This window comes from Agromyces sp. NPDC058136 (assembly GCF_042884375.1).
Lineage (GTDB): Bacteria > Actinomycetota > Actinomycetes > Actinomycetales > Microbacteriaceae > Agromyces.
The window spans coordinates 113146-135781 of the sequence record NZ_JBHVUA010000007.1; the positions used below are offsets into that span (position 1 = coordinate 113146).

The following is a 22636-nucleotide window of genomic DNA, read 5'->3' on the forward strand; positions in this document are numbered from 1 at the left end:
GTCCACCCCTCGGGGAATGTCGCCGGTCGGGGTTAGCCTGACCCCATGTGCGGACGCTTCGTGATCTCAGATACCGCCCCCGACCTGGTGGCGCTCTTCGACATCGACACGGTGGGCGGGGGGCTGCCCGAGCCGAGTTGGAACGTGCGGCCCACCGAGCAGATCCCCGTCGTCATCGAGTCGAACAAAGAGGGGCCGGTCGTGCGCCGGCTCGAATCGGCGCGCTGGTCGCTCGTGCCCTCGTTCGCGAAGGAGCTGAAGCTCAAGTACCCGACCTTCAACGCGCGCTCCGAGGGGGTCGCGACGTCCTCGTCGTTCCGCGCCTCGCTGCAGGGCAAGCGGGCGCTCATCCCCGCCGACGGGTACTACGAGTGGCACACGGTCGACAAGCGCAAGACGCCCTACTTCATCCACTCCGGCGACGGGCCGATCGCCTTCGCCGGGCTGTATTCGTGGTGGCGCGACCGCTCGAAGGCCGACGACGACCCGGCGCGCTGGGTGCTTACTGCGACGATCCTCACGGCCGACGCGACGGGCGAGCTCGCCGGCATCCACGACCGCATCCCGGTGATGCTGCCACCCGAGTTCTGGTCGACCTGGCTCGACCCCGAGACGACGGGCGACCAGTCGCTCGTCGACCAGGCGGTCGCCGCCTCACGGCCGATGGTGCCCGAGCTGCGCTTCCACGAGGTCGCACCCCTCGGCGACAACGGCCCCGAGCTCATCGAACCGGTCGAGCCTACGGAATCGCTCTGAGCGCTGCCGGGCACGCCCGAGAAAGTCGCCCCCGAAACGCAAGAAGGCCGGATCAGAAATCTGATCCGGCCTTCTCGACACAAGCGTGCGCGAGGGGGGACTTGAACCCCCACGCCCGTTAGGGCACTAGCACCTCAAGCTAGCGCGTCTGCCATTTCCGCCACCCGCGCTTGTGTTTCTCCGCTGATCTCTCAGCGGCCGTAGAAGAGATTAGCACGGTTTCAGAGGGGTGTTTGACCAAACGGCCACCTGCGGTGCTCCACCCAGATGAAACCCCGGATGGCACGCCCAAAAACGAGTTTCGAACGAGTTGTTTCGGGCTCCTGGGCCGCGGATCGGGGCCAACGACTAGCGTGGAACGCATGGCCGAGGCATCCGAGAATTCAGTGACGAAGCACGTGACGGACGACGCGTCGACCCCGGCTGCGACCGCACTCGATGAGACGGCGGTGATCGCGCGCGATCTCATCCGCTTCGACACGTCGAACTACGGTTCGGGGCGGGCGAACGGCGAACGAGAGGCCGCGGAGTACGTCGAGGCGCGCCTCGCGGCCCTCGGTCTCGCGCCGCAGCTCTTCGAGCCCGAGCCTCGCCGGACGAGCGTCGTGGCCCGGGTACCGGGCCGCAACCCCGAGAAGCCGGCGCTCGTCGTGCACGGCCACCTCGACGTCGTGCCCGCCGACGCACGCAACTGGAGCGTCGACCCGTTCGCGGGCGAGGTCCGGGACGGCATGCTGTGGGGGCGCGGCGCGGTCGACATGAAGGACATGGACGCGATGATGCTCGCCGCGCTCGGCGACATCCTCGGCGCGGGTCGACAGCCCGAGCGCGACCTCGTCGTCGCGTTCTTCGCCGACGAGGAGGCGGGCGGGGGAGCGGGCTCGAGTTGGGTCGTCGACCACCACCCCGAGCTCTTCGCAGGCGCAACCGAGGCGATCAGCGAGGTCGGCGGCTACTCGATCACCGTCGGCGGTCGGCGGGCGTACCTCCTGCAGACGGGCGAGAAGTCGCTCCTCTGGATCAAGCTCGTCGCCCGCGGCGTCGCCGCGCACGGTTCTCGGCTCATCCGCGACAACGCGATCGCGAAGCTCGCCGAGGCCGTCGCCGCGCTCGGCCGCACCGAGTGGCCGATCCGGCTGACCGACACGACCCGCGAGCTCCTCGGCGAGATCGCGGGGGTGCTCGGCGTCGACCCCGAGCAGGTGTCGCCCGACGAGCTCGCGCTCGCGACGGGCTCGGCCTCGGGGTTCATCACCGCGACGCTCCGCACCACCTCGAACCCGACCCTCCTCGAGGCGGGCTACAAGCACAACGTCATCCCCGATCGCGCCGAGGCGCTCATCGACATCCGCACCCTTCCCGGCGAGGAGGAGGCGGTGCTCGCCGAGGTGCAGGCGATCGTCGGCGACGACATCGAGATCGAGATCGTGCACCGCGACGTGGGGCTCGAGAGCTCCACCTCCGGCCGGCTCGTCGACGCCGTGAAGCAGACCCTCGAGCGGCACGATCCCGGGGCCCCGGTGTTCCCGTACCTGCTCTCGGGCGGCACCGACAACAAGGCCCTCAGCCGGCTCGGCATCGCCGGCTACGGCTTCGCCCCGCTGCGGCTTCCCGAAGGCTTGGACTTCCCTGCGATGTTCCACGGCGTTGACGAGCGAGTGCCGCTCGACGCACTAGTCTTCGGGAGGCAGGTCCTCCGCGACCTGCTCCTCGAGTACTGACCGGCCCGGCCAGGGCCGAAGCAGAGATCCGCCGCGCGCGGAGACGGAAGGCGACAGCACCAACGTGATCGAAGCGCTCATCCTCGGATTCGTCCAGGGCCTGACCGAGTTCCTCCCGATCTCCTCGAGCGCACACCTGCGCATCCTGGGGGAGTTCCTGCCCGGAGCGCAGGACCCGGGGGCGGCGTTCACCGCGATCACGCAGCTCGGTACCGAGACCGCGGTCGTCGTGTTCTTCTGGCGCGACATCGTGCGCATCATCTCGCACTGGTTCGGCTCGTTCACGGGGCGGGTGCCCCGCAACGACCCCGACGCGCGCATGGGCTGGCTCATCATCGTCGGCTCGATCCCGATCGTCGTGTTCGGGCTGCTCTTCCAGGACGCGATCGAGACGACGCTCCGCTCGCTCTGGATCACGGCGACGATGCTCATCGTGTTCGGCCTCATCCTCGGCATCGCCGACTGGGTGGGCGCGAAGCGCCGCAAGCTCGACCAGCTCACGGTGCCGCACGGCGTGCTCTTCGGGTTCGCGCAGTCGCTGTCGCTGATCCCCGGCGTCTCCCGTTCGGGCGGCACGATCACGATGGGGCTCCTGCTCGGCTACGAGCGCGCGGCGGCGGCGCGCTACGCGTTCCTCCTCGCGATCCCCGCGGTGTTCGGCAGCGGCTTCTTCCAGCTCGTGAAGAGCCTCGACGAGCCCTCGGTGTACAACCCGATCGAGACCGCGGCGGCGACGCTCGTCGCGTTCGTCGTCGGCATCCTCGTGATCGCGTTCTTCATGAGCTGGATCTCGAAGCACAGCTTCCTGCCGTTCGTGATCTACCGGATCGTGCTCGGCGGGCTCATCTTCTTCCTGCTCGGCACCGGCGCCATCCAGGCCTGAGCGAGCGCATCGCCCGCGTGCTCGAGGGTGCCCGTCAGGGAGCGGCGGGGCCGCGGCCGTCGGCGCGCCCCTCCGGACCGTCGCCGCGGCGACGCAGGTAGCGTTCGAACTCCTGCGCGATCGCCTCACCGCTCGCCTCAGGGGCGTCGACCGCGTCGCGCGCCTGCTCGAGCTGGGCGATGTACCCGGCCATCTCCTCGTCGTCCGCGGCGAGCGCGTCGACGCCGGCCTCCCACGCCTGCGCATCCACCTCGAGGCTGCCGCGCGGGATCGAGAGCCCGGTGAGCTCCTCGAGCTTGCCGAGGAGCGCGAGCACCGCCTTCGGCGAAGGGGCGTTGTGCACGTAGTGCGGCACGGAGGCCCAGAGCGACACGGTCGGGATGCCGACGCGCTCGGCCTGGTCTGCGATCACGCTGAGGATGCCGACGGGCCCCTCGTACGTCGACCGCTCGACGCCGAGCGCACCGCGCACCTCGGGGTTCTCGCTCGAGGCGAAGACGGTCAGCGGGCGCGTGTGCGGGGCATCGGCGAGCATCGCGCCGAGCAGCACGACGCCGTCGATGTCGGCGGCGAGCGCCGCGTCGACGAGTTCGGCGGCGAAGCCCTTCCAGCTGCGGGCGGGTTCTGCGCCCATGAGCACGTGCAGTTCGGATGCCCCGGGGCCGGTCACCGGCTCGTCGAGCTCCTGCTGCCCGCTCGGGCCGAAGATCGCAGCGCCCGGCCATTCGAGGCGGCGGGTGCCGTCGTCGGCCATGGCGATCGTCGGGCGGGTGAACTGGTAGTCGAAGTAGATCTCGGGGTCGACGGCGGCGATCTCGACGAGACCGAGCCGGTCGCGCAGCAGCTTGGCGGCACCGGTGGCCGCCTCACCGGCGTCGTTCCAGCCCTCGAAGGCGACGACGAGCAGCCTTCGGCCCTCGAATCCGGCCGGCTGATTCACTGCTGGTGCCCCGCTTTCCGCCCCGGACGCCCGGGGTCCTCTCCACAATAGGCCGTGCCCGTAGACTTGGGGGTTGTGACTACACGCCTTCCCGCCGCCGTCCTCTGGGACATGGACGGCACCCTCGTCGACACCGAGCGCTACTGGATGGCCGCCGAGGAGGAGCTCGTCGGGGCGTTCGGCGGCGACTGGACCCACGACGACGCGCTCGCGCTCGTCGGCAGCGGCCTGTGGGAGTCGGCCAAGGTGTTCCAGGCGAAGGGCGTCGACCTCGACGCCGACACGATCGTGAACCGCCTGACCGACCGCGTCAGCGAGATGCTCGCCGACCACGGGGTCCCGTGGCGGCCCGGCGCCCGCGAACTGCTCGAGGCGCTGCGCGAGGCATCCGTGCCGACCGCCCTCGTCACCATGTCGCTTCGTTCGATGGCCGACGAGATCATCTCGGCGATGCCGTTCACCGCGTTCGACGCGATCGTGACGGGCGACTCGGTCGAGCACGCCAAACCGCACCCGCAGCCGTACCTGCAGGCCGCCGCTGAGCTCGGCGTCGACATCGCCGAGTGCGTCGCCTTCGAAGACTCGCCGACGGGCCTCGCCTCGGCGTACGCCTCCGGCGCGATCGCCGTCGGCGTCCCCAACATCCTCGACCTCGACGGCCTTCCGTCGAGGGCCATCTGGCCCACCCTCGACGGCACCACCGTCGCCGACGTCGCGTCGCTCCTCGACGCCCAAGCAGAAGAGATCGCACGATGAACGCGAGCCGTGGCGAGCAGAGCGGGCCCTTCCGCGTCGGAGACCGGGTGCAGCTCACGGGCCCCAAGGGCCGCATGCACACCATCACCCTCGAGCCGGGGCAGATGTTCCACTCGCACAAGGGGCTCATTGCCCACGACGACCTCATCGGCCTGCCCGACGGCTCGGTCGTGGCGAACCAGGTCGGCATCGAGTACCTCGCACTGCGGCCGCTCCTCAGCGACTTCGTGATGTCGATGCCGCGCGGCGCGGCGATCGTCTACCCGAAGGACGCCGCGCAGATCCTCGCGCAGGCCGACATCTTCCCGGGCGCGACGGTCGTCGAGGCCGGCGTCGGCTCGGGCGCCCTCTCGCTGTGGCTCCTGCGCGCGATCGGCGCGAACGGGTTCCTGCACTCCTTCGAACGTCGTGAGGACTTCGCCGAGGTGGCTCGCGGCAACGTCGCGACCTTCCACGGCCAGGTCCCCGAGAACTGGTCGGTCACGCTCGGCGATCTCGCCGAGGCACTGCCCGAGCAGGTCGCCGACGGCGGTGCCGACCGCGTCGTGCTCGACATGCTCGCCCCCTGGGAGTGCCTGCCCGCGGTCTCCGCGGCGCTCAAGCCCGGCGGCGTACTGCTCTGCTACATCGCGACCGCGACGCAGCTCTCGCGCGTGGCCGAGGCGATCCGGGCGACCGGCGAGTACACCGAGCCGCAGTCCTCCGAGACGATGGTGCGCGGCTGGCACGTGCAGGGCCTCGCCGTGCGACCCGACCACCGCATGATCGCGCACACCGGGTTCCTCATCACGGCCCGCCGTCTCGCGCCCGACACCGTGCTGCCCGAGCTCAAGCGCCGCCCGTCGAAGACCGAGTTCTCGGCCGAGGACGTCGAGGCGTGGACGCCCGGGGCGCTCGGTGAACGTCAGGTGAGCGACAAGAGCCTCCGCAAGCGCGTGCGCGCCGCGGCATCGGCCGCGCGCAAGTCCGAGGGCGGGGCCCCGTCCGAGGCTGCCGATCCGTCCGAATCCACAGGCCCCGCCGACTCCGCCGAACCGTCCGCCTCGGACGGGTAGGCTTTCATCGCCCCTCCGCGACCCATCGAAGAATCGAGGATCAGTGCGCTCGTCATTCGCGCTCATCGCCACGGCCGGCCTCGTCGCCGTCGCCCTCACCGGCTGCACCGCCCCGGCACCCGCTCCTGAGGCCACCGAGGGCAACGCCTCGAGCCTCGTCGAGGCGGGCGGCAAGTTCGGCGAGGCGCCGAAGGTCGACTTCCCGACGCCGCTCATGCCGAGCGAGACCGAGTGCACCGAGCTCATCGAGGGCGAGGGGCCGCTGCTCACCGAAGGGCAGATGACGCTCGTCGGCCTCGCGGTCTACAACGGCGCCACGGGCGACGAGCTGCAGGTCACCGGCTTCGGCAGCGAAGACGCCGTGCCGATCACCGTCTCCGACACGACCCTGCCCGGCCTCAAGAAGGGCCTCAGCTGCGCCCGCGAGGGCTCGCGCGTCGCGGTCGTCATCCCCGAGAAGGACGGCTTCGGCCCGAACGGCAACCAGTCGATCGGGATCAACCCCGGCGACAGCATCGTGATGGTGCTCGACGTGCAGCGGGCCTTCCCCTCGCGCGCCGACGGCGCGATCCGACTCAGCCGCGACGGCTTCCCCGCGGTCGTCCTCGCGCCCGACGGCCGCCCCGGCATCACCGTGCCGAAGAACGACCCGCCCGAGCAGACCGAGGTCGAGGTGCTGAAGGAGGGCTCCGGCGAGGTCGTCGAGTCGGGCGACACCGTCGTCGTGCAGTACACCGGCGTGCTCTGGAGCGACAACAGCGTCTTCGACTCCAGCTGGGAGAAGGGCAGCCCGGTGAGCTTCACGGTCGCCGAGGGCGAGGGTTCGCAGGTCATCCCCGGTTTCTCCAAGGCGATCATCGGCCAGACCGTCGGCTCGCAGGTCGGCGTCATCGTGACCCCTGAAGACGGCTACGGCGACCAGGCGAACGCCAAGATCCCCGCCGGATCGACCCTGTTCTTCGTCGTCGACATCCTGGGCGTCCTCTGACCGCGAACCTGCGCCCGGGCGGCCCGAGCGGTTCAGTATGATCGCTCGTGTGACCGGGGGAGAACGCAGGGGCGACGTGAAGGTACCGGTCGAAGACCGACTGTTCAGTCTGGTGCTGGCGCTGCTCGCGACGGAGGCGGGGCTGCTGAAGAGCGAGATCCTCTCGACGGTGCGCGGCTACGCCGAGCGCTTCGACCCCGCGGGGTCGAACGCCAACCTCGAGCGGCAGTTCGAGCGCGACAAGGACGACATCCGCGAGCTCGGCATCCCGCTCGAGACGGTCGAGTCGCCCGATCGCCCCGGTGACAACCAGTCGCTGCGCTACCGCATCCCGAAGGGGCAGTACGAGCTGCCCGACGAGGTGCGGTTCACCCCCGACGAGCTCGCGCTCCTCGGCCTCGCGGCCGAGGTGTGGCGCGAGGCATCCCTCTCGGCGGACTCGCAGCGCGCGCTCACGAAACTGCGCTCGCTCGGCATCGAACCGCGCGAGCCGGTCATCGGCTACGCGCCGCGCCTCCGGGTGCGCGACGCCGCGTTCGAACCGCTGCGGCAGGCGCTCGACCGTCGCCAGGCGGTGCGGTTCCGCTACTTCAAGCCGGGCGAGCAGGCGCCCCGGCAGCGCACGGTGAACCCGCTCGCCGTCGTGCTGCACGAGGGGCGTTGGCACCTGCACGCCTTCGACCGCGACGCGCAGGAGCCGCGCACCTTCCTGCTCTCGCGGATCGTCGGCGAGGTGACCCCGGTTCCCGGCTCGAGTTTCGACGCCCCGCCGCCCGGCATCCAGGACCAGGTGATCGCCGACCTCAGCGCGCTGCGTCTCGCGAACGCCGCCGACCTCGCCGTGACCGCGGGCAGCGATGCCGAGGTGCGTCTCGGCAAGCGCGCGGCCCTCCGCGACGAGGACGCCGGGGTGATTCGCCTGCACTACACCGACGCCGCGATCTTCGCCGACGAGCTCGCCGCCTACGGGCCCGAGGTTCGGGTGCTCTCGCCCGCCTCGCTCCGCGACGCCGTGACCGCACGTCTGCGCACGGTCGCCGACGCCCACCGGGACGGAGGTCGCTGATGGCCGCGAAGCGTGCGCGCCCGCTGAAGGCGCCCGACAAGCTCGTCTTCCTGCTCTCGTTCGTGCCGTACCTCCTCGAGCAGAAGGTCGTCGACGTGCCCGAGGCGGCCGCCCACTTCGGGGTGTCCGCCGAGGAGATCCGCGATGCGGTGCGCCTCATCGCGACCTCGGGCCTGCCCGGCGCGACGGGCACCTATCAGCCGAACGACCTCTTCGACATCGACTGGGGTTCCTTCGAGGAGGACGACGTCATCGTCATCGTGCACCACGTCGCGATCGACGACGCCCCGCGGCTCTCCGCGCGCGAGGCCTCCGCGCTCATCGCCGGGCTCCAGTACCTCTCGGCGCTCCCCGAGAACGCCGGCAGCGCCTCGCTCGCCGCGCTCATGCAGAAGCTCACGGCCGGCGCCTCGGCGGTGCCGAGCCGTCTGGCCGTCGCCGAGACCGAGGCCGACGCCTCGCTCGCACGCATCCGCGAGGCGGTCGCGGGCGGCCGTCAGCTCGAGTTCGACTACCGCAACGCGCTCGGTGTCGCCGGGCGGCGCCGGGTCGACCCGCTGCGCATCCTCTCGCAGGATGCCGACTGGTATCTGCAGGCGTACTGCCACACCCGTGAAGACGTGCGGAACTTCCGTGTCGACCGCATGAGCGGGCTCGTCGTCTCCGAGGTGCCGATCGACGAGCATCCAGAGCGGGAGGTTCCCGACACGCTGTTCCAGTCCTCCGACTCGGACTTCGACGTCGTGGTCGACGTCACGCCCGAGGCGCTGCCCCTGCTCGCCGACTACCTCGCCGATGCGACGACCGCAGCGGTCGACGGGCGGCTGCGCGTGACGCTGCGGCTCGCGCACGTGCACGGCCTCAAGCGGCTCGTCGCCGGGCTGCCTGGGCTCGTGACGGTCGTCGCGCCCGCGGAGGCTCGGGCTGCGGTCGCCGGATGGGCGGAGGCCGGCCTCGCGAACTATGCCGACGCCGAGGCATCCGACCCGCCCGACTGACCCGATCACCGGCCGGCTACCCGCCGTTCACCCATGCGTCCACACAGGTGAACGGGGCGAACCGGCAGACCGGTAGACTGTCGACACCATCCACTGAGAACGGACGAAAACCTATGTGGCAAGGCTTTACCGGTTGGCATGCGCTGATCATCCTCGTGGTCATCCTGCTGCTGTTCGGAGCTCCCAAGCTTCCCGCGCTCGCCCGCAGCCTCGGGCAGTCGATGAAGATCCTGAAGAGCGAGGTCCGCAGCGACAAGACCGACGGCGACGACGCCGCGGCTCCCGCTGACGAGTCGTCGAAGTCGAGCGAGCCGGGTTCCGGCAAGAGCGCCTGACCTCGATGACCGCGGTGAAAGATCGCGGGGAGAAGAACCGCGAGAAGCGGATGTCGCTGGGCGCGCACCTCATCGAGTTGCGCAAGCGGCTGTTCATCTCCGCCATCGCGATCGTCGTCGGAATGGTCGGCGGGTGGGTGCTCACCGACCTCTGGGTCTGGGACGCGATTCAGGAGCCTGTCATCCGCGTCGCGGAGGCCAGGGGCCAGGACGCCTCGACCGCGATCGTCTTCCCGACGATCTCGAGCGCCTTCGACCTCCGCCTGCAGATCGCATTGACGCTCGGTCTCGTGATCTCGAGCCCGGTGTGGCTCTACCAGATCTTCGCGTTCCTCGTCCCAGGTCTGAACAAGAAGGAGCGCAGCTTCACGCTCGCGTTCTTCGCGACCGCGATCCCGTTGTTCTTCGCGGGCTGCGCGGCCGGGTGGTTCGTGCTGCCGAACATCGTGAAGCTGATGACGAGTTTCGTCCCCGAGGGGGCGATGTCGCTGCTGACGGCGAAGGAGTACATCGACTTCGTGTTGAAGCTCGTCGTCGCGATCGGCGTCGCCTTCGTGGTTCCGGTGTTCATCGTGCTGCTGAACTTCGCCGGCGTCATCAGTGCGGCGTCGATCATCAAGTCGTGGCGCGTGGCGATCCTCGTGATCGTCCTGTTCACGGCGGTCGCGACGCCCTCGGCCGATGTCGTGTCGATGTTCATGCTCGCCATCCCGATGATCGGGTTGTACTTCGCCGCCTGGTTCATCGCGAGCCTGCACGACAAGCGTGTCGCGAAGCGCAACCGCTTGGAGTTCGGCGACGCTGTCTAGGCTGGAGGGGTGATGAGCCTCTCGCCGGCCGAACGCTACGCGCGTTCCCGCCAGAATCGCCGGCAGCCCCGGCTCGCCGAGTTCGCCGCAGCGCAGCGCTTCGAGCTCGACCCGTTCCAGCGGGCGGCGTGCGCGGCGCTCGACGAGGGGCGGAGCGTGCTCGTCGCCGCCCCGACCGGGGCCGGCAAGACGGTCGTCGCCGAGTTCGCGGTCTACCTCGCCATGCAGGAGGACGGTGCGAAGGTCTTCTACACGACGCCCATCAAGGCGTTGTCGAATCAGAAGTACCAGGAGTTCGTCGAGGCGTGGGGCGCCGAGAACGTGGGTCTGCTCACGGGCGACACGAACGTGAACTCGAACGCCCGCATCGTCGTCATGACGACCGAGGTGCTGCGGAACATGCTCTACGCAGAGTCGCCGCTGCTCGACCGGCTCGCGTACGTCGTCATGGACGAGGTGCACTATCTCGCCGATCGGTTCCGCGGCGCCGTCTGGGAAGAGGTGATCATCCACCTGCCCGAGCAGGTGCGGCTCGTCTCGCTCAGCGCGACGGTGTCGAACGCCGAGGAGTTCGGCGACTGGCTGCAGGCGGTGCGCGGCGACACCGACGTCATCGTCTCCGAGGACCGACCGGTGCCGCTCGAGCAGCACGTGCTCGTGAAGCAGAAGCTCGTCGACCTCTTCGACTCGTCGGGGCAGGCGGCGACGCACCGGGTGAACCCCGAGCTCAAGCAGCTCGCGCGCGTCGGCGGCGGCCGCAACACCGGGCAGCGTTCGCAGCGCGGTCGTCGGGGCAGTGATCGCGGGCGCTTCCATCAGGGCGGCCCCGGCACGGGCCGTCTCGACCGACCCGAGGTGGTCGCGCTCCTGCAGGGCAAGAACCTGCTGCCGGCGATCGTGTTCGTCTTCTCACGGGTCGGGTGCGATCAGGCGGTGCGGCAGGTGCTGCGCTCGGGCATCCGGCTGACCGAGGCGCACGAGCGCGCCGAGATCCGCGCGATCGTCGAAGAACGGGCACGGATGCTCCGCGACGAGGATCTCGCGGTGCTCGGCTACTGGGAATGGCTCGAGGGGCTCGAGCGCGGCGTGGCCGCCCACCATGCCGGAATGCTGCCCGCGTTCAAGGAGATCGTCGAGGAGCTGTTCCAGCAGAAGCTGTTGAAGGTCGTCTTCGCGACCGAGACCCTCGCGCTCGGGGTGAACATGCCCGCGCGTTCGGTGGTGCTCGAGAAGCTCGAGAAGTTCAACGGCGAGGCACGCGTGCCGATCACGCCGGGGGAGTACACCCAGCTGACCGGGCGCGCCGGTCGACGCGGCATCGACATCGAGGGGCACTCCGTCATCCAGTGGGTCGACGGCCTCGACCCCGAGTCGGTCGCGGCGCTCGCCTCGCGCCGCAGCTATCCGATGAACTCGAGCTTCCGCCCGACGTACAACATGGCGGTGAACCTCATCGACCAGTTCGGCCGTGAGCGCACCCGGCAGATCCTCGAGCTGTCGTTCGCCCAGTTCCAGGCCGATCGCGCCGTCGTCGACCTCGCACGCACCCTGCGCAAGCAGGAGGAGTCGATGGCGGGCTTCGAGGAGGCGATGCGCTGCCATCTCGGCGACTTCGCCGAGTACGCGGGCCTCCGCCGCGAGATCGGGCGTCTCGAACGCCAGTCGTCGAAGGGCAACCCTTCGCACGCGCAGCGCGAACGCATGCAGCGAGAGCTCGTGGCCGCCCGCAAGGCGCTGCGCGCCCACCTGTGCCACGGCTGCGCCGAGCGCGAGCAGCACGCGCGCTGGGCCGAGCGCTGGTGGCGACTCAAGCAGGAGCACGACGAGCTGCTGCGCCAGATCCGCACCCGCACCGGTCAGGTCGCGAAGCGGTTCGACAAGGTCGCCGAGGTGCTGTCGACGCTGGGGTATCTCGAGCGCGACCCGCAAGGTGCGGTCGTGTCGACCGCGGCCGGGCGCATCCTCAAGCGCATCTACGGCGAACGCGACCTGCTCGTCGCCGAGTGCCTGCGCCGCGGCCATTGGAACGGCCTCGATGTCGCCGGCATCGCCGCGATGGCGGCATCGCTCGTGTACGAGCCCCGCCGCGACGACCGCGGCATCGACTACCGGCTGCCGCGGGCCGGGTTCCGCGAGGCCTTCGACCGCACCCTCGACGTGTGGAGCGAGCTCGACGACCTCGAGCACGACCACCGGCTGCCCGGCAGCGACCAGCCGTCGCCGGCGCTCGCCTCGGCAATGCACGCCTGGGCGCGCGGCGCGGATCTGGGTGCGGTGCTCGAGGACACCGAGCTCGCGGCGGGCGACTTCGTGCGGCTCACGAAACAGGTCGTCGACCTGCTCGATCAGATCTCGATCGTCGCCGACGCCGAACTCGGTACGAACGCGCGGGCGGCGATCGACGCCGTCCGCCGAGGCGTCGTCGCGTACGGAACGGTCGTGTGAGCGGCATCCCGTTCGCTTAGGCTGATCTGGTGCCCGAGAGCCCCACGCGTCGCCTGCTGCCCCTGCCGCTCTGGGCAGCCCTGATCGTCGCCGCCGTCGGCGGAACCGTCTACGACCTGGGTTTCCCGGGCGTCGCGATCTGGCCGCTCGCCTTCGTCGGCATCGCCCTCGCCCTCGTGAGTCTCATCGGGCGGCGCTCGTGGGGGGCGGCGCTCGTCGGATTCGTGTTCGGCCTCACGTTCTACCTCCAGCAGGTGTCGTGGACCTCGCTCTACCTCGGGCCGATCCCGTGGCTCGCCCTGTCGTTCCTCGAATCCTTGTTCGTGGCCGGCGGCGGCGTGCTCATCGCGCTCGCCTACCGCTGGGTGCCGCGCGTCAACGACTCGAGGTGGGTGCGGCTCACCGTGCTGCCGCTGCTCGTCGCCGGGCTCTGGATCGTCCGGGAGACCGCGAACGGAACGCTGCCCTATGGCGGGTTCCCCTGGGCGCGCGCGGCGCTCAGCCAGGCCGAGAGCCCCTTCGCCGAGCTCGTCTCGTGGGCGGGGTCGACGGGGCTCGGGTTCGTCATGGTCGCGATCGTCGCCGGGGTCATCGAGTGGGTTCGGCTGCGCGGTTGGCGCGACCTCCGCACCGCCATCCCGGTCGCCGCGGTGCTGATCGTCGCCGTGCTGCTGCCGGCCTGGCCGACGACACCGGTCGGGGAGCTCCGCGTGGCGAGCGTGCAGGGCAACGGTCCGAGCGGCTACTTCGACGAGCGAGAACCGGGAGATGTGCTCGCCGCGCAGCTCGCGGCGACCGAGCCGATCCTCGATGAAGAGGGCGTCGACGTGCTGCTCTGGCCCGAGGGCGGCTCCGACATCGACCCGCTGCGCAGCGAGTCGGTCGCGGGCGTGTTCGACACGCTGAGCGCGCAGCTCGACGCACCCGTCGTGCTCAACACCGTCACGGTGCGCGGCGACGAGTACTTCAACACCTCGCTGCTGTGGCGCGAGGGCGAAGGCGCGGTCGACAGCTACGACAAGCGGCATCCGGTGCCGTTCGGCGAGTACATCCCCGACCGCTGGTTCTACGACGCGATCGTGCCGAACCTGACGGGGCTCGTGCAACGCGGGTACTCGCCCGGCGTGAGCGCTCCCGTGTTCGACCTCGGCCCGGCAGTCGCCGGTCTCGCGATCTGCTTCGACGTGATCTACGACGAGGTCATCTGGGAGGGCGCGCGCGACGGCGCCCAGGTCTACCTGCTGCAGACGAACAACGCCGATTTCCGCGGCACCGACGAGAACCAGCAGCAGCTCGCGATCGCGCGTCTGCGCGCGATCGAGACGGGGCGCTCGGTCGTCAACATCTCCACGGTCGGCACGAGCCAGGTCATCGACCCGTCGGGGCGCACGATCGACGCGTTGCCGGCCGACGAGCCGGGTGCGATGGTAACCGACGTCGAGCTGCGCGAGGGCATCACCCCGTCGGTGGCGCTCGCCGCGTGGGTGCCGACCGCGATCGTGTTCACGGCCCTCCTCGGGCTCATCGCGGCAGGTGTGCTCGCGGCGCGGACTCCGGCAGGTCTCCGGGAGGCGCCCCGCGCCCGACGAGAGGGCGGAGCATCCGCGAAGCCGACGGCGGAGTAGCCCCACCCGGGGCTTTCACGCGAACCGCCCCGAAACGCGACGATGCGCCGCACAGGGCGGCGCATCGGTGGTGCGTGCGTTCGGCTCAGGCCGACTTCTGCTGGCCGCGGCGGGCGCGCAGGTAGGTGAGGCGCTCTTCGAGGAGCTCCTCGAGCTCGGCGCGGGTACGGCGCTCGAGCAGCATGTCCCAGTGGGTGCGGGCGACCTTCTCGCCCGAGCGGTCGATCTCGACCGGCTTGGAGTCGACGAGCAGGGTGGCGGCAGCGCCGCACTGACGGCACTCCCAGGTCTCGGGGAGTTCGGCGTCGGCCGAGAACGTCATGATGGTCTCGTGGCCGCAGGTCTCGCAGCGGTACGTGTGCTCCGCGCGGTCGGCGAACACCACACCGTCTTCGCTCTGCAGGCTCTGTGCTCCGATTCGCATGCCTCGAAGGCTCCGGTCTGCCATGGTGTTCTCCCTTAACTCGATCGTCTGACATTGTCAACGATCAAGCTGGGCATTCCCTTTCCGCAGCCTGAGGTTTTGCGGGGAATTCTCAGCTTCGCTCGGCGAGCACCTGGATCGCGAGGTCGGCGCGGTCGGTGACGAGCCCGTCGACGCCGAGGTCGAGCAGCCGCGCCATGTCAGCGGGGTCGTTCACCGTCCACACGTGCACCTCGGCGCCGACGCGGTGCGCGAGGTCGATGAGGGGCCTCGTCACGAGCCGCAACGGCCCGCTGCGCTCGGGAATCTGCAGTGCGACGCCGCCGTGCAGCGCGCGGGCGGCCGAGCCGGGGGAGCGGAGGTAGGCGGCGCTGCGGAAGCGGAGCACACCGCTGCCGCCGACGGAGGTCACCGCTCCGGGCACGAGCGCCGCGAGACGCTGCCGCCGCCGCTCGGAGAAGCTCGTCAGCAGCACCCGGTTCGCCGAGCGCGTTCGCGCGATCGCGGCGATCGTCGGCTCGACCGCCGCCTCTTCCTTGACGTCGATGTTGAATCGCGCCTCGGGGAAGGCATCGAGCGTGGCCTCGAGCGACGAGAAGGTCTGGTCGTGCCCGAGGTCGACACGACCGAGTTCGGCCATCGTCAACTGCCCGACGGCGACCGCCCGGCCGGCGACCCGGTCGAGACGGGGATCGTGCGAGATCACGGCGATGCCGTCCTGGCTCGCGTGCACGTCGGTCTCGAGGTAGTCGGCGCCGACGGCGATCGCCTTCGCGAACGCGAGCAGGGTGTTCTCGGGGGCGTCGACGGCGAGGCCCCGGTGCGCGAGCACGCGGGGCCCCGACGGTGCGAGATAGGTAGAGCTCACTCGACCGCCCTCACGCCTGCGGCGGCACGCCGCCGGGCGCCTGGTGACCGGGAGCCCCAGGCGCACCGCCGGCGGCCGGGGGAGTGAACGCGCGGCCGATGCCCTTGAGCGCCTCGGTCAGTTCGCTCGGGATGACCCAGAGCTTGTTCGCGTCGCCCTGGGCGAGCTGCGGCAGCATCTGCAGGTACTGGTACCCGAGCAGCTTCGGGTCGGCGTCGCCCTTGTGGATGGCGTCGAAGACCGTGAGGATCGCCTCGGCCTCGCCCTGGGCACGGAGCACCGCGGCCTTCGCGTCGCCCTCGGCCTCGAGGATCGCGGCCTGCCGGGCGCCCTCGGCGGTGAGGATCGCCGACTGCTTCGTGCCCTCCGCGGTGAGGATGAGCGCACGACGGTCGCGCTCGGCGCGCATCTGCTTCTCCATCGAGTCCTGGATGGACACGGGCGGGTCGATCGCCTTGAGCTCGACCCGCGAGACGCGGATGCCCCACTTGCCCGTCGCCTCGTCGAGCACGATGCGCAGCTGGCCGTTGATGTTGTCGCGCGACGTGAGCGCCTCTTCGAGGTTCAAACCGCCGACGACGTTGCGGAGCGTCGTGGTCGTGAGCTGCTCGACGGCGCCGAGGTAGTTCGCGATCTCGTAGGTCGCGGCGCGCGCGTCGGTCACCTGGAAGTAGACGACCGTGTCGATCGAGACGACGAGGTTGTCCTCGGTGATGACGGGCTGCGGCGGGAAGGACACGACGGTCTCGCGCATGTCGACGAGCGGGCGCAGCCGGTCGATGAACGGCACCAGGAGGTTGAGGCCCGGTGAGAGCGTCTTGTGATAGCGACCGAGCCGCTCGACGACGCCCGCGTAGGCCTGCGGGATGATGCGGATCGATCGTGCGATGACGACGATCACGAAGATGACGATCGCGACGACGACGATCGTCACGATGATGCCGGAAACGTCCATTACGCGGAGGTGCTCCTCTCAACCGGCACGACGACGGCCGTCGCGCCATCGATGCCCGTGACGAGCACGCGCCCGCCGACCGGGACATCCGTCTGCTCGGTGGCCGGCGACAACCGCGCCGTCCAGGTCTCGCCGTTCGACAGTCTGACCTGACCGCCCGAGACGCCGAGGGTCTGCACGACCGAGCCCTCCGCGCCGATGAGCGCGTCGATGTTGCTGCGCGCCGGGTCGCCGCCGCGACGCAGTGCGCGGAGCAGAGGCGGCCGGATCAGGAGGATGAGCGCGACCGAGACGACCGCGGCGATCGCGAACTGCGCCCACCAGGGGATGCCGAACAGGCCGGACAGGAGCCCGGCGACGCTTCCGAGGGCGAGCATGAGGAAAGTCATCTCGAGCGTGAACACCTCGATCGTCGCGAAGGCGAGGATCAGCACGAGCCAGGCGATCCATGCGTACTGGGTCAGCACATCCAACTCGGGTCTCCTTCGTACACGTCGGCTGATTCGAAACTATCAGTGCCCGGGCGGGCATGGGTGAGTTGATAGTCTCGGTTCGCCGCGCCGCCGCACGTGCGGCGGCCTGTCCTGAACTTCGAGGAGACCTCTGTGACCACCCCGCTCGCCCCCGGTTCGCTCGACGGCCGCGTCGCCCTCGTGACCGGCTCCTCCCGCGGCATCGGCGCCGACACCGTGCGCCTGCTGGCCGCGGCCGGCGCCAAGGTCGTCGTGAACTACCGCAGCAAGGCCCCGCGCGCCGAGAAGATCGTCGGCGAGATCGTCGCCGCAGGCGGCACCGCGATCGCCGTCGGTGCCGACCTCACCGACCCCGCGTCGGTCGCAGCGATGTTCGAGCGCACCGTCGCCGAACTCGGGCCGATCGACGTCCTCGTGCTCAACGCCTCGGGCGGCATGGAGTCGGGCATGGGCGAGGACTACGCGATGCGCCTCAACCGCGATGCGCAGGTCAACGTCGTCGACGGGGCGCTGCCGCACCTCGCCGAGGGCGCCCGCATCGTGTTCGTCACGAGCCACCAGGCGCACTTCATCCGCACGACACCGACGATGCCCGAGTACGAGCCCGTCGCCCTCTCGAAGCGCGCGGGTGAGGACGCGCTCCGCGCGAAGCTGCCCGAGTTCGACGCCGCGGGCGTCGAGTTCGTCGTCGTCTCGGGCGACATGATCGAGGGCACCATCACGGCGACCCTGCTCGAGCGCGCGAACCCCGGCGCGATCGCCGCCCGCAAGGAGGACGCGGGCAAGCTCTACAACGTCGCCGAGTTCGCGGCGGAGGTCGCGGCCGCCGTCGCCGAGCCCGTTCCAGCCGACCACACCCGCTACGTGGGCGACACCTCGGGCTTCGCCAAGGAGGCGTGAGCCGAACCGCTCGCAGACAGAAGAAGGCCGGCCCCGGAGCATCCGGGGCCGGCCTTCTTCATCGCCGAGAGGCGATCGCTCAGGCGGTCGCGGCCGCGGTCGCGCCGCGCCCGAAGGTGAACGCGCGAACGATCTGCACGATGCCGAGGACGATGAGCGCGATGCCGATCAGCCACCAGAGCGCGACGACGTAGAACGGCGAGAAGACGAGCACGAGACCGGCGAGGATGCTGAGGATCGCGAAGAAGATCGCCCAGCCCTTCGACGGCGCGTCACCGAGCTGCACGAACGCGACGACGCCCTCGACGATCCAGAGCACACCGATCAGGATGCCGATGAAGAGCCCGAGGAACGCGGTGGTCGCGCCGAGGTTCATCAGCGCCAGGATGCCGCCGACGAGGAACAGCAGGCCGAGGATGATGTCGAGCGCCCTCGCGCCGCCCGAGATGCCCTTGGAGAAGATGCCGAGGCCGAGGTAGGCGACGCCCGCGATGAGGAAGTACACGGCGAGGATGCCGGCGAGCACCACGGCCGAGTCCTTCGGCCAGAAGGTGATCAGGAGGCCGACGATGAGCGCCACGGCACCGCTGATGCCGAGGGTGGTGCGGACGGTGTTGATCGCCGACTTCGACAGTTCTTCGGAATCGAGCGAGAACGTGGCGAAGAGCCCGGTGCTCTGCGGGTTCGACATGGTGTGTCCTTTCATGGGCGTGGTGGGGCAAGGCTATTGCCGATCGCCTGCTGTGCAACGGATGTGACCGCGCGCGTCGCGATCGGTCACGAATCGAGAAGCGCAGGATGCCACTGCGCCGTAGCTTGACGACATGTGCCTCATCCTCCGCGCCCGTGAAGTGCCCGCCGACCCGCCGAACGCGGTCTCGAACGTCCTGTCCGACGTCGGCGGTTGCTGCTTAGATCAAGAGATCGACCTCGACCAGGGCGGGCTCGACGGCGCTCGCGCCGACGACCCGGGCCCGCAACTCGCGATGGAGACCCGATGAGCAGCCCCGCAACGCACCAGGCCGACCGCCACGACCTCATCCGCGTCCAGGGCGCACGCGAGAACAACTTGAAGAACGTCAGCGTCGAGATCCCGAAGCGGCGCCTCTCGGTCTTCACGGGGGTCTCGGGTTCGGGCAAGAGCTCGCTCGTGTTCGACACGATCGCGGCCGAGTCGCGCCGCATGATCGACGAGACGTACAGCGCGTTCGTGCAGGGCTTCATGCCCTCGGTGCCGCGCCCCGACGTCGATGTGCTCGAGGGGCTCACGACGGCGATCCTCGTCGACCAGGAGCGACTCGGCGCGAACCCGCGGTCGACGGTGGGCACCGTGACCGACGCGAACGCGATGCTCCGCATCCTCTTCTCGAAGCTGGGCGACCCGTACATCGGCGGCCCGACCGCGTTCTCCTTCAACATCCCGACGCAGAAGGCGAGCGGGGTGATGACGGGGCCGAAGGGCGAGAAGAAGATCGTCCAGGAGGCGATCTACCTCGGCGGCATGTGCCCCCGGTGCGAGGGGCGCGGCTCGGTCTCCGACCTCGATCTCTCGAAGATCGTCGACGAGTCGAAGTCGCTCGACGAGGGCGCCATCATGGTGCCCGGGTACACGGCCGACGGGTGGATGGTGAAGGGCTTCTCGGCGTCAGGGTTCTACCCGGCCGACAAGCCGATCAACGAGTTCACCGAGAAGCAGCGCCAACTCTTCCTCTACGGCGAGGTGACGAAGGTCAAGATCAGCGGCATCAACATGACCTACGAGGGGCTCATCCCAAAGATCACGAAGTCGATGCTCTCGAAAGACCTCGACGCCCTGCAGCCGCACATCCGCGCGTTCGTCGAGCGCGTGGCGACGTTCGCCCGGTGCCCCGAGTGCGACGGCACGCGCCTCACCGAGGGGGCGCGCTCGTCGAAGATCGACGGCATCAGCATCGCCGACGCGTGCCGCATGCAGGTCACCGACCTCGCCGAGTGGGTGCGCGGGCTCGACAAGCCCCAGGCCGGGCCGCTGCTCGACGCGCTCCGCGCGAACCTCGATTCCTTCGTCACGCTCGGGCTCGGCTACCTGAGCCTCGAACGCCCCTCCGGCACGCTCTCGGGCGGCGAGGCGCAGCGCATCAAACTGCTTCGGCACCTCGGCTCCTCACTGACCGACGTCACCTACGTCTTCGACGAGCCGACGATCGGGCTGCACCCGCACGACATCCAGCGCATGAACTCGCTGCTGCTGCAGCTGCGCGACAAGGGCAACACGGTGCTCGTCGTCGAGCACAAGCCCGAGACGATCGTCATCGCCGACCACGTCGTCGACCTCGGCCCCGGCGCGGGCAGCGCGGGCGGCGAGATCTGCTTCGAGGGGACCGTCGAAGACTTGAAGACGAGCGGCACGCTCACCGGGCGTCACCTCGACGACCGTGCGACGATCAAGCCCGCGGTACGTCCGGCGAAGGGCGCGATCGAGGTGCGCGGCGCGACCGAGAACAACCTGCAGAACGTCGACGTCGACGTGCCCCTCGGGGTGTTGACCGTCGTCACGGGCGTCGCCGGTTCGGGCAAGAGCTCGCTGATCCACGGTTCGGTCACCGGCGGCGAAGGCGTGGTCTCGATCGATCAGGGCGCGATCCGCGGTTCGCGGCGCAGCAATCCGGCGACGTACACCGGGCTGCTCGAGCCCATCCGCAAGGCCTTCGCGAAGGCGAACGGCGTGAAGCCGGCATTGTTCAGCGCCAACTCCGAGGGCGCGTGCCCGACATGCAAGGGCGCGGGGGTCATCATCACCGAGCTCGGCTTCATGGACACGATCGAGACGCCCTGCGAAGACTGCGGCGGCAAGCGGTTCCAGGCCGGGGTGCTCGAGTACAAGCTCGGCGGCCTCGACATCACCGAGGTGCTCGACCTGCCGGTCGCGCAGGCCCACCGTTTCTTCGCCGAGGGCGAGGCGAAGCTGCCGGCCGCGGTGAAGATCCTCAGCCGTCTCGAAGACGTCGGGCTCGGCTACCTCAGCCTCGGGCAGCCGCTCTCGACGCTGTCGGGCGGCGAGCGTCAGCGCGTGAAGCTCGCGATCGCGATGGGGGAGCCCGGTGAGGTGTACGTGCTCGACGAACCTACGACGGGCCTGCACCTCGCCGACGTCGAGAACCTGCTCGGCCTCCTCGATCGCCTCGTCGACTCGGGCAAGTCGGTCATCGTCATCGAGCACCATCAGGCCGTGATGGCGCACGCCGACTGGCTGATCGACCTCGGCCCGGGCGCCGGACATGACGGCGGGCTCGTCGTCTTCGAGGGAACGCCCGCCGAACTCGTGGCGGCGCGTTCGACGCTCACGGGGCAGCATCTGGCCGACTACGTGGGGGCGTGACCTTCCACGGGAGGCCGCAGCGCGATGTCGCGACTTCATGATGAACTCGCCTCTGCGCCGAGCATCCCGTCAGCCGTCGCACTGCCACCCTGCCGTCACGGAGGAGGAATAGGAGGAACATGAACACCCCCGAATCACGCCGGCTGCGCGACCTCGTCTACGAGACCTTCGCCGCCGAGGGCCGCGCGCCGTCGCCCGCCGAGCTCGCGCGCCGCACCGACAGCGACGTCGGCGAAGTGCGGCAGCGACTTCACGAACTCGCCGACGCGCACGCCCTCGTGCTCAACCGCGACGGCGACGCCGTGCGCATGGCGCACCCGTTCACCGCGGCGCCGATGGCGTTCGTCGTGACCCCGACCGACGGACTCGACGACCGTCGTTGGTGGGGCGGCTGCGCGTGGGACTCGTTCGGCATCAGCGCGGCGCTCGACCTCGAGGTGCGCATCGACACCGCGTGTCCGCAGTGCGGCGTCGCGCTCTCGTTCGTCGCCGGGCCGTCGACCCCGCCGCCCGCCGAACTCGTCGTGCGCTTTCCGCGCCCCGCGGCCGAGTGGTGGAGCGATGTCGTCGGCACCTGCACGATGATCCGGCTGTTCTGCACGCAGGAGCACGCCGAGGCGTGGACCGACGCCCACGCACCCGGCACGGGTTACCTCGCCCCGGCGACGACCGTCTGGAGCCTCTCGCAGCCCTGGTACGGCGACCGGCTCGCCGCCGATTTCACCCCGCACACGCGCGAGCACAACCAGCGGTTGCTCGACGAGCGCGGACTCGTGGGGGAGTTCTGGCGCCTGCCCTGATCGGTGGCGAAGCGCGCTCAGCCGAGGGGGAGCGGTCGATCTTCGACGACGCTCTTCATCACGAGCGTCGTGCTGAGCCGCTGCACGCCCGGCAGCCTCGTGATGCGCTCGTCGTAGAGGCGCTGGAACGCGGGGAGATCGGCCGCCACGACCCTCAGCAGGTAGTCGGGGTCGCCGAACAGGCGCTGCGCCTGGAGCACCTCCCGGATCTCGGCGACCTGGGTCTCGAAGGCATCGACCGTCTCGTGGTCGGCCGCGCGCATGGTGACGAAGATGAGCGACTCGAAGGTCAGCCCGAGAGCGTGCGCGTCGAGGTGGGCTCGGTAGCCGCTGATGACGCCAGAATCCTCGAGCGCACGCAGACGCCGGTGGCAGGGGGAGATGCTCAAGCGCACGCGATCGGCCAGTTCGGTGACGGTGAGGCGCCCGTCGCGCTGCAGTTCGGCAAGTATTTTCCGGTCGAGGTCATCCACGGTGACAT

23 protein-coding genes and 1 tRNA gene are annotated in these 22636 nt (G+C 69.9%); 16 read left to right on the forward strand and 8 right to left on the reverse strand.

Annotated elements, in window-relative coordinates:
* Positions 1-45: 45 nt before the first annotated feature.
* Entirely contained in the window at positions 46-756 is a 711-nt protein-coding gene (locus tag ACFVTX_RS17455; RefSeq protein ID WP_386902373.1) for an SOS response-associated peptidase, read from the forward strand.
* Positions 757-842: 86 nt separating this feature from the next.
* Here the strand turns inward: ACFVTX_RS17455 and ACFVTX_RS17460 are convergent.
* A tRNA-Leu gene (locus ACFVTX_RS17460) sits at positions 843-926 on the reverse strand.
* A 192-nt stretch (positions 927-1118) separates the two neighbouring features.
* Between ACFVTX_RS17460 and ACFVTX_RS17465 the strand changes: the two genes are divergently transcribed.
* Together ACFVTX_RS17465 and ACFVTX_RS17470 are read left to right on the forward strand one after the other, a co-directional pair.
* On the forward strand, positions 1119-2477 hold the full coding sequence (locus ACFVTX_RS17465; RefSeq protein WP_386902374.1) for a M20/M25/M40 family metallo-hydrolase: 1359 nt from the start codon (positions 1119-1121) through the stop codon (positions 2475-2477).
* A 64-nt stretch (positions 2478-2541) separates the two neighbouring features.
* Positions 2542-3360 (forward strand): undecaprenyl-diphosphate phosphatase, encoded by an 819-nt coding sequence (locus tag ACFVTX_RS17470; protein WP_386902376.1) that lies wholly within the window; start codon positions 2542-2544, stop codon positions 3358-3360.
* A 34-nt stretch (positions 3361-3394) separates the two neighbouring features.
* On the opposite strand, the gene ACFVTX_RS17475 is transcribed toward ACFVTX_RS17470, so the two are convergent.
* Positions 3395-4300, reverse strand: coding sequence for a PAC2 family protein (locus tag ACFVTX_RS17475; RefSeq protein ID WP_386902378.1), 906 nt, complete (start codon positions 4298-4300; stop codon positions 3395-3397).
* A 75-nt stretch (positions 4301-4375) separates the two neighbouring features.
* Between ACFVTX_RS17475 and ACFVTX_RS17480 the strand changes: the two genes are divergently transcribed.
* The 9 genes from ACFVTX_RS17480 (at position 4376) to lnt (ending at position 14377) form a co-directional block, all read left to right on the forward strand.
* A complete protein-coding gene (locus ACFVTX_RS17480; protein ID WP_386902380.1) occupies positions 4376-5056 on the forward strand; it encodes an HAD family hydrolase in 681 nt (226 codons plus the stop codon).
* Complete coding sequence (locus ACFVTX_RS17485) at positions 5053-6111, forward strand: tRNA (adenine-N1)-methyltransferase (RefSeq protein WP_386902382.1); 1059 nt, start codon at positions 5053-5055, stop codon at positions 6109-6111. Before ACFVTX_RS17480 ends, ACFVTX_RS17485 begins: the two co-directional genes overlap by 4 nt.
* 43 nt (positions 6112-6154) lie before the next feature.
* Positions 6155-7099: an FKBP-type peptidyl-prolyl cis-trans isomerase gene (locus tag ACFVTX_RS17490; RefSeq protein ID WP_386902384.1), complete on the forward strand. Its 945-nt coding sequence runs from the start codon at positions 6155-6157 to the stop codon at positions 7097-7099.
* Between the two features lie 49 nt (positions 7100-7148).
* Complete coding sequence (locus ACFVTX_RS17495) at positions 7149-8165, forward strand: helix-turn-helix transcriptional regulator (RefSeq protein ID WP_386902386.1); 1017 nt, start codon at positions 7149-7151, stop codon at positions 8163-8165.
* Positions 8165-9163 (forward strand): helix-turn-helix transcriptional regulator, encoded by a 999-nt coding sequence (locus ACFVTX_RS17500; protein ID WP_386902388.1) that lies wholly within the window; start codon positions 8165-8167, stop codon positions 9161-9163. Before ACFVTX_RS17495 ends, ACFVTX_RS17500 begins: the two co-directional genes overlap by 1 nt.
* Positions 9164-9276: 113 nt before the next feature.
* On the forward strand, positions 9277-9498 hold the full coding sequence (gene tatA, locus ACFVTX_RS17505) for a twin-arginine translocase TatA/TatE family subunit (protein ID WP_386902389.1): 222 nt from the start codon (positions 9277-9279) through the stop codon (positions 9496-9498).
* A 50-nt stretch (positions 9499-9548) separates the two neighbouring features.
* Positions 9549-10307 carry a twin-arginine translocase subunit TatC gene (gene tatC, locus ACFVTX_RS17510; RefSeq protein WP_386902584.1) on the forward strand — a complete coding sequence of 253 codons (759 nt, stop codon included), beginning with the start codon at positions 9549-9551 and terminating at the stop codon, positions 10305-10307.
* A 12-nt stretch (positions 10308-10319) separates the two neighbouring features.
* Positions 10320-12752: a DEAD/DEAH box helicase gene (locus tag ACFVTX_RS17515; protein WP_386902391.1), complete on the forward strand. Its 2433-nt coding sequence runs from the start codon at positions 10320-10322 to the stop codon at positions 12750-12752.
* Positions 12753-12781: 29 nt separating this feature from the next.
* A complete protein-coding gene (lnt, locus tag ACFVTX_RS17520; RefSeq protein WP_386902393.1) occupies positions 12782-14377 on the forward strand; it encodes an apolipoprotein N-acyltransferase in 1596 nt (531 codons plus the stop codon).
* An 85-nt stretch (positions 14378-14462) separates the two neighbouring features.
* Here lnt and ACFVTX_RS17525 read toward each other — a convergent pair whose 3' ends face one another.
* From ACFVTX_RS17525 to ACFVTX_RS17540, 4 genes are all read right to left on the reverse strand, one after another.
* Positions 14463-14825, reverse strand: a complete 363-nt coding sequence (locus ACFVTX_RS17525; RefSeq protein WP_386902395.1) for an RNA polymerase-binding protein RbpA — start codon at positions 14823-14825, stop codon at positions 14463-14465.
* Positions 14826-14913: 88 nt separating this feature from the next.
* Positions 14914-15669 (reverse strand): glycerophosphodiester phosphodiesterase, encoded by a 756-nt coding sequence (locus ACFVTX_RS17530; protein WP_386902396.1) that lies wholly within the window; start codon positions 15667-15669, stop codon positions 14914-14916.
* A 10-nt stretch (positions 15670-15679) separates the two neighbouring features.
* Positions 15680-16624 carry an SPFH domain-containing protein gene (locus ACFVTX_RS17535; RefSeq protein ID WP_386902397.1) on the reverse strand — a complete coding sequence of 315 codons (945 nt, stop codon included), beginning with the start codon at positions 16622-16624 and terminating at the stop codon, positions 15680-15682.
* Positions 16624-17091, reverse strand: a complete 468-nt coding sequence (locus tag ACFVTX_RS17540) for an NfeD family protein (protein ID WP_386902585.1) — start codon at positions 17089-17091, stop codon at positions 16624-16626. The genes ACFVTX_RS17535 and ACFVTX_RS17540 overlap by 1 nt, the downstream gene beginning before the upstream one ends.
* A gap of 138 nt (positions 17092-17229) precedes the next feature.
* Between ACFVTX_RS17540 and ACFVTX_RS17545 the strand changes: the two genes are divergently transcribed.
* A complete protein-coding gene (locus ACFVTX_RS17545) occupies positions 17230-17997 on the forward strand; it encodes an SDR family oxidoreductase (RefSeq protein ID WP_386902398.1) in 768 nt (255 codons plus the stop codon).
* Positions 17998-18076: 79 nt separating this feature from the next.
* Here the strand turns inward: ACFVTX_RS17545 and ACFVTX_RS17550 are convergent, their stop codons facing one another.
* A complete protein-coding gene (locus ACFVTX_RS17550) occupies positions 18077-18688 on the reverse strand; it encodes an HdeD family acid-resistance protein (RefSeq protein ID WP_386902400.1) in 612 nt (203 codons plus the stop codon).
* 133 nt (positions 18689-18821) lie between these two features.
* Here ACFVTX_RS17550 and ACFVTX_RS17555 point away from each other — a divergent pair, with 133 nt between their 5' ends.
* The 3 genes from ACFVTX_RS17555 (at position 18822) to merB (ending at position 22155) form a co-directional block, all read left to right on the forward strand.
* Positions 18822-18998 (forward strand): hypothetical protein, encoded by a 177-nt coding sequence (locus ACFVTX_RS17555; protein ID WP_386902402.1) that lies wholly within the window; start codon positions 18822-18824, stop codon positions 18996-18998.
* Positions 18995-21355, forward strand: a complete 2361-nt coding sequence (locus ACFVTX_RS17560) for an ATP-binding cassette domain-containing protein (protein ID WP_386902404.1) — start codon at positions 18995-18997, stop codon at positions 21353-21355. The genes ACFVTX_RS17555 and ACFVTX_RS17560 overlap by 4 nt, the downstream gene beginning before the upstream one ends.
* Positions 21356-21474: 119 nt before the next feature.
* Positions 21475-22155: an organomercurial lyase gene (gene merB, locus ACFVTX_RS17565; RefSeq protein WP_386902406.1), complete on the forward strand. Its 681-nt coding sequence runs from the start codon at positions 21475-21477 to the stop codon at positions 22153-22155.
* Positions 22156-22172: 17 nt separating this feature from the next.
* Here the strand turns inward: merB and ACFVTX_RS17570 are convergent, their stop codons facing one another.
* A complete protein-coding gene (locus ACFVTX_RS17570; RefSeq protein ID WP_386902408.1) occupies positions 22173-22628 on the reverse strand; it encodes an Lrp/AsnC family transcriptional regulator in 456 nt (151 codons plus the stop codon).
* Positions 22629-22636 lie beyond the last annotated feature (8 nt).

Excerpts from the sequence above, each read along its gene's own strand:
- ACFVTX_RS17500 (WP_386902388.1), top strand. The coding sequence starts at position 8,165 with ATGGCCGCGAAGCGTGCGCGCCCGCTGAAGGCGCCCGACAAGCTCGTC.
- ACFVTX_RS17465 (WP_386902374.1), top strand. The coding sequence starts at position 1,119 with ATGGCCGAGGCATCCGAGAATTCAGTGACGAAGCACGTGACGGACGAC.
- ACFVTX_RS17560 (WP_386902404.1), top strand. The coding sequence starts at position 18,995 with ATGAGCAGCCCCGCAACGCACCAGGCCGACCGCCACGACCTCATCCGC.
- ACFVTX_RS17515 (WP_386902391.1), top strand. The coding sequence starts at position 10,320 with ATGAGCCTCTCGCCGGCCGAACGCTACGCGCGTTCCCGCCAGAATCGC.
- tatA (WP_386902389.1), top strand. The coding sequence starts at position 9,277 with ATGTGGCAAGGCTTTACCGGTTGGCATGCGCTGATCATCCTCGTGGTC.
- ACFVTX_RS17455 (WP_386902373.1), top strand. The coding sequence starts at position 46 with ATGTGCGGACGCTTCGTGATCTCAGATACCGCCCCCGACCTGGTGGCG.
- ACFVTX_RS17525 (WP_386902395.1), bottom strand. The coding sequence starts at position 14,825 with ATGGCAGACCGGAGCCTTCGAGGCATGCGAATCGGAGCACAGAGCCTG.
- tatC (WP_386902584.1), top strand. The coding sequence starts at position 9,549 with ATGTCGCTGGGCGCGCACCTCATCGAGTTGCGCAAGCGGCTGTTCATC.
- ACFVTX_RS17555 (WP_386902402.1), top strand. The coding sequence starts at position 18,822 with ATGTGCCTCATCCTCCGCGCCCGTGAAGTGCCCGCCGACCCGCCGAAC.
- ACFVTX_RS17535 (WP_386902397.1), bottom strand. The coding sequence starts at position 16,624 with ATGGACGTTTCCGGCATCATCGTGACGATCGTCGTCGTCGCGATCGTC.
- ACFVTX_RS17550 (WP_386902400.1), bottom strand. The coding sequence starts at position 18,688 with ATGTCGAACCCGCAGAGCACCGGGCTCTTCGCCACGTTCTCGCTCGAT.
- ACFVTX_RS17485 (WP_386902382.1), top strand. The coding sequence starts at position 5,053 with ATGAACGCGAGCCGTGGCGAGCAGAGCGGGCCCTTCCGCGTCGGAGAC.
- merB (WP_386902406.1), top strand. The coding sequence starts at position 21,475 with ATGAACACCCCCGAATCACGCCGGCTGCGCGACCTCGTCTACGAGACC.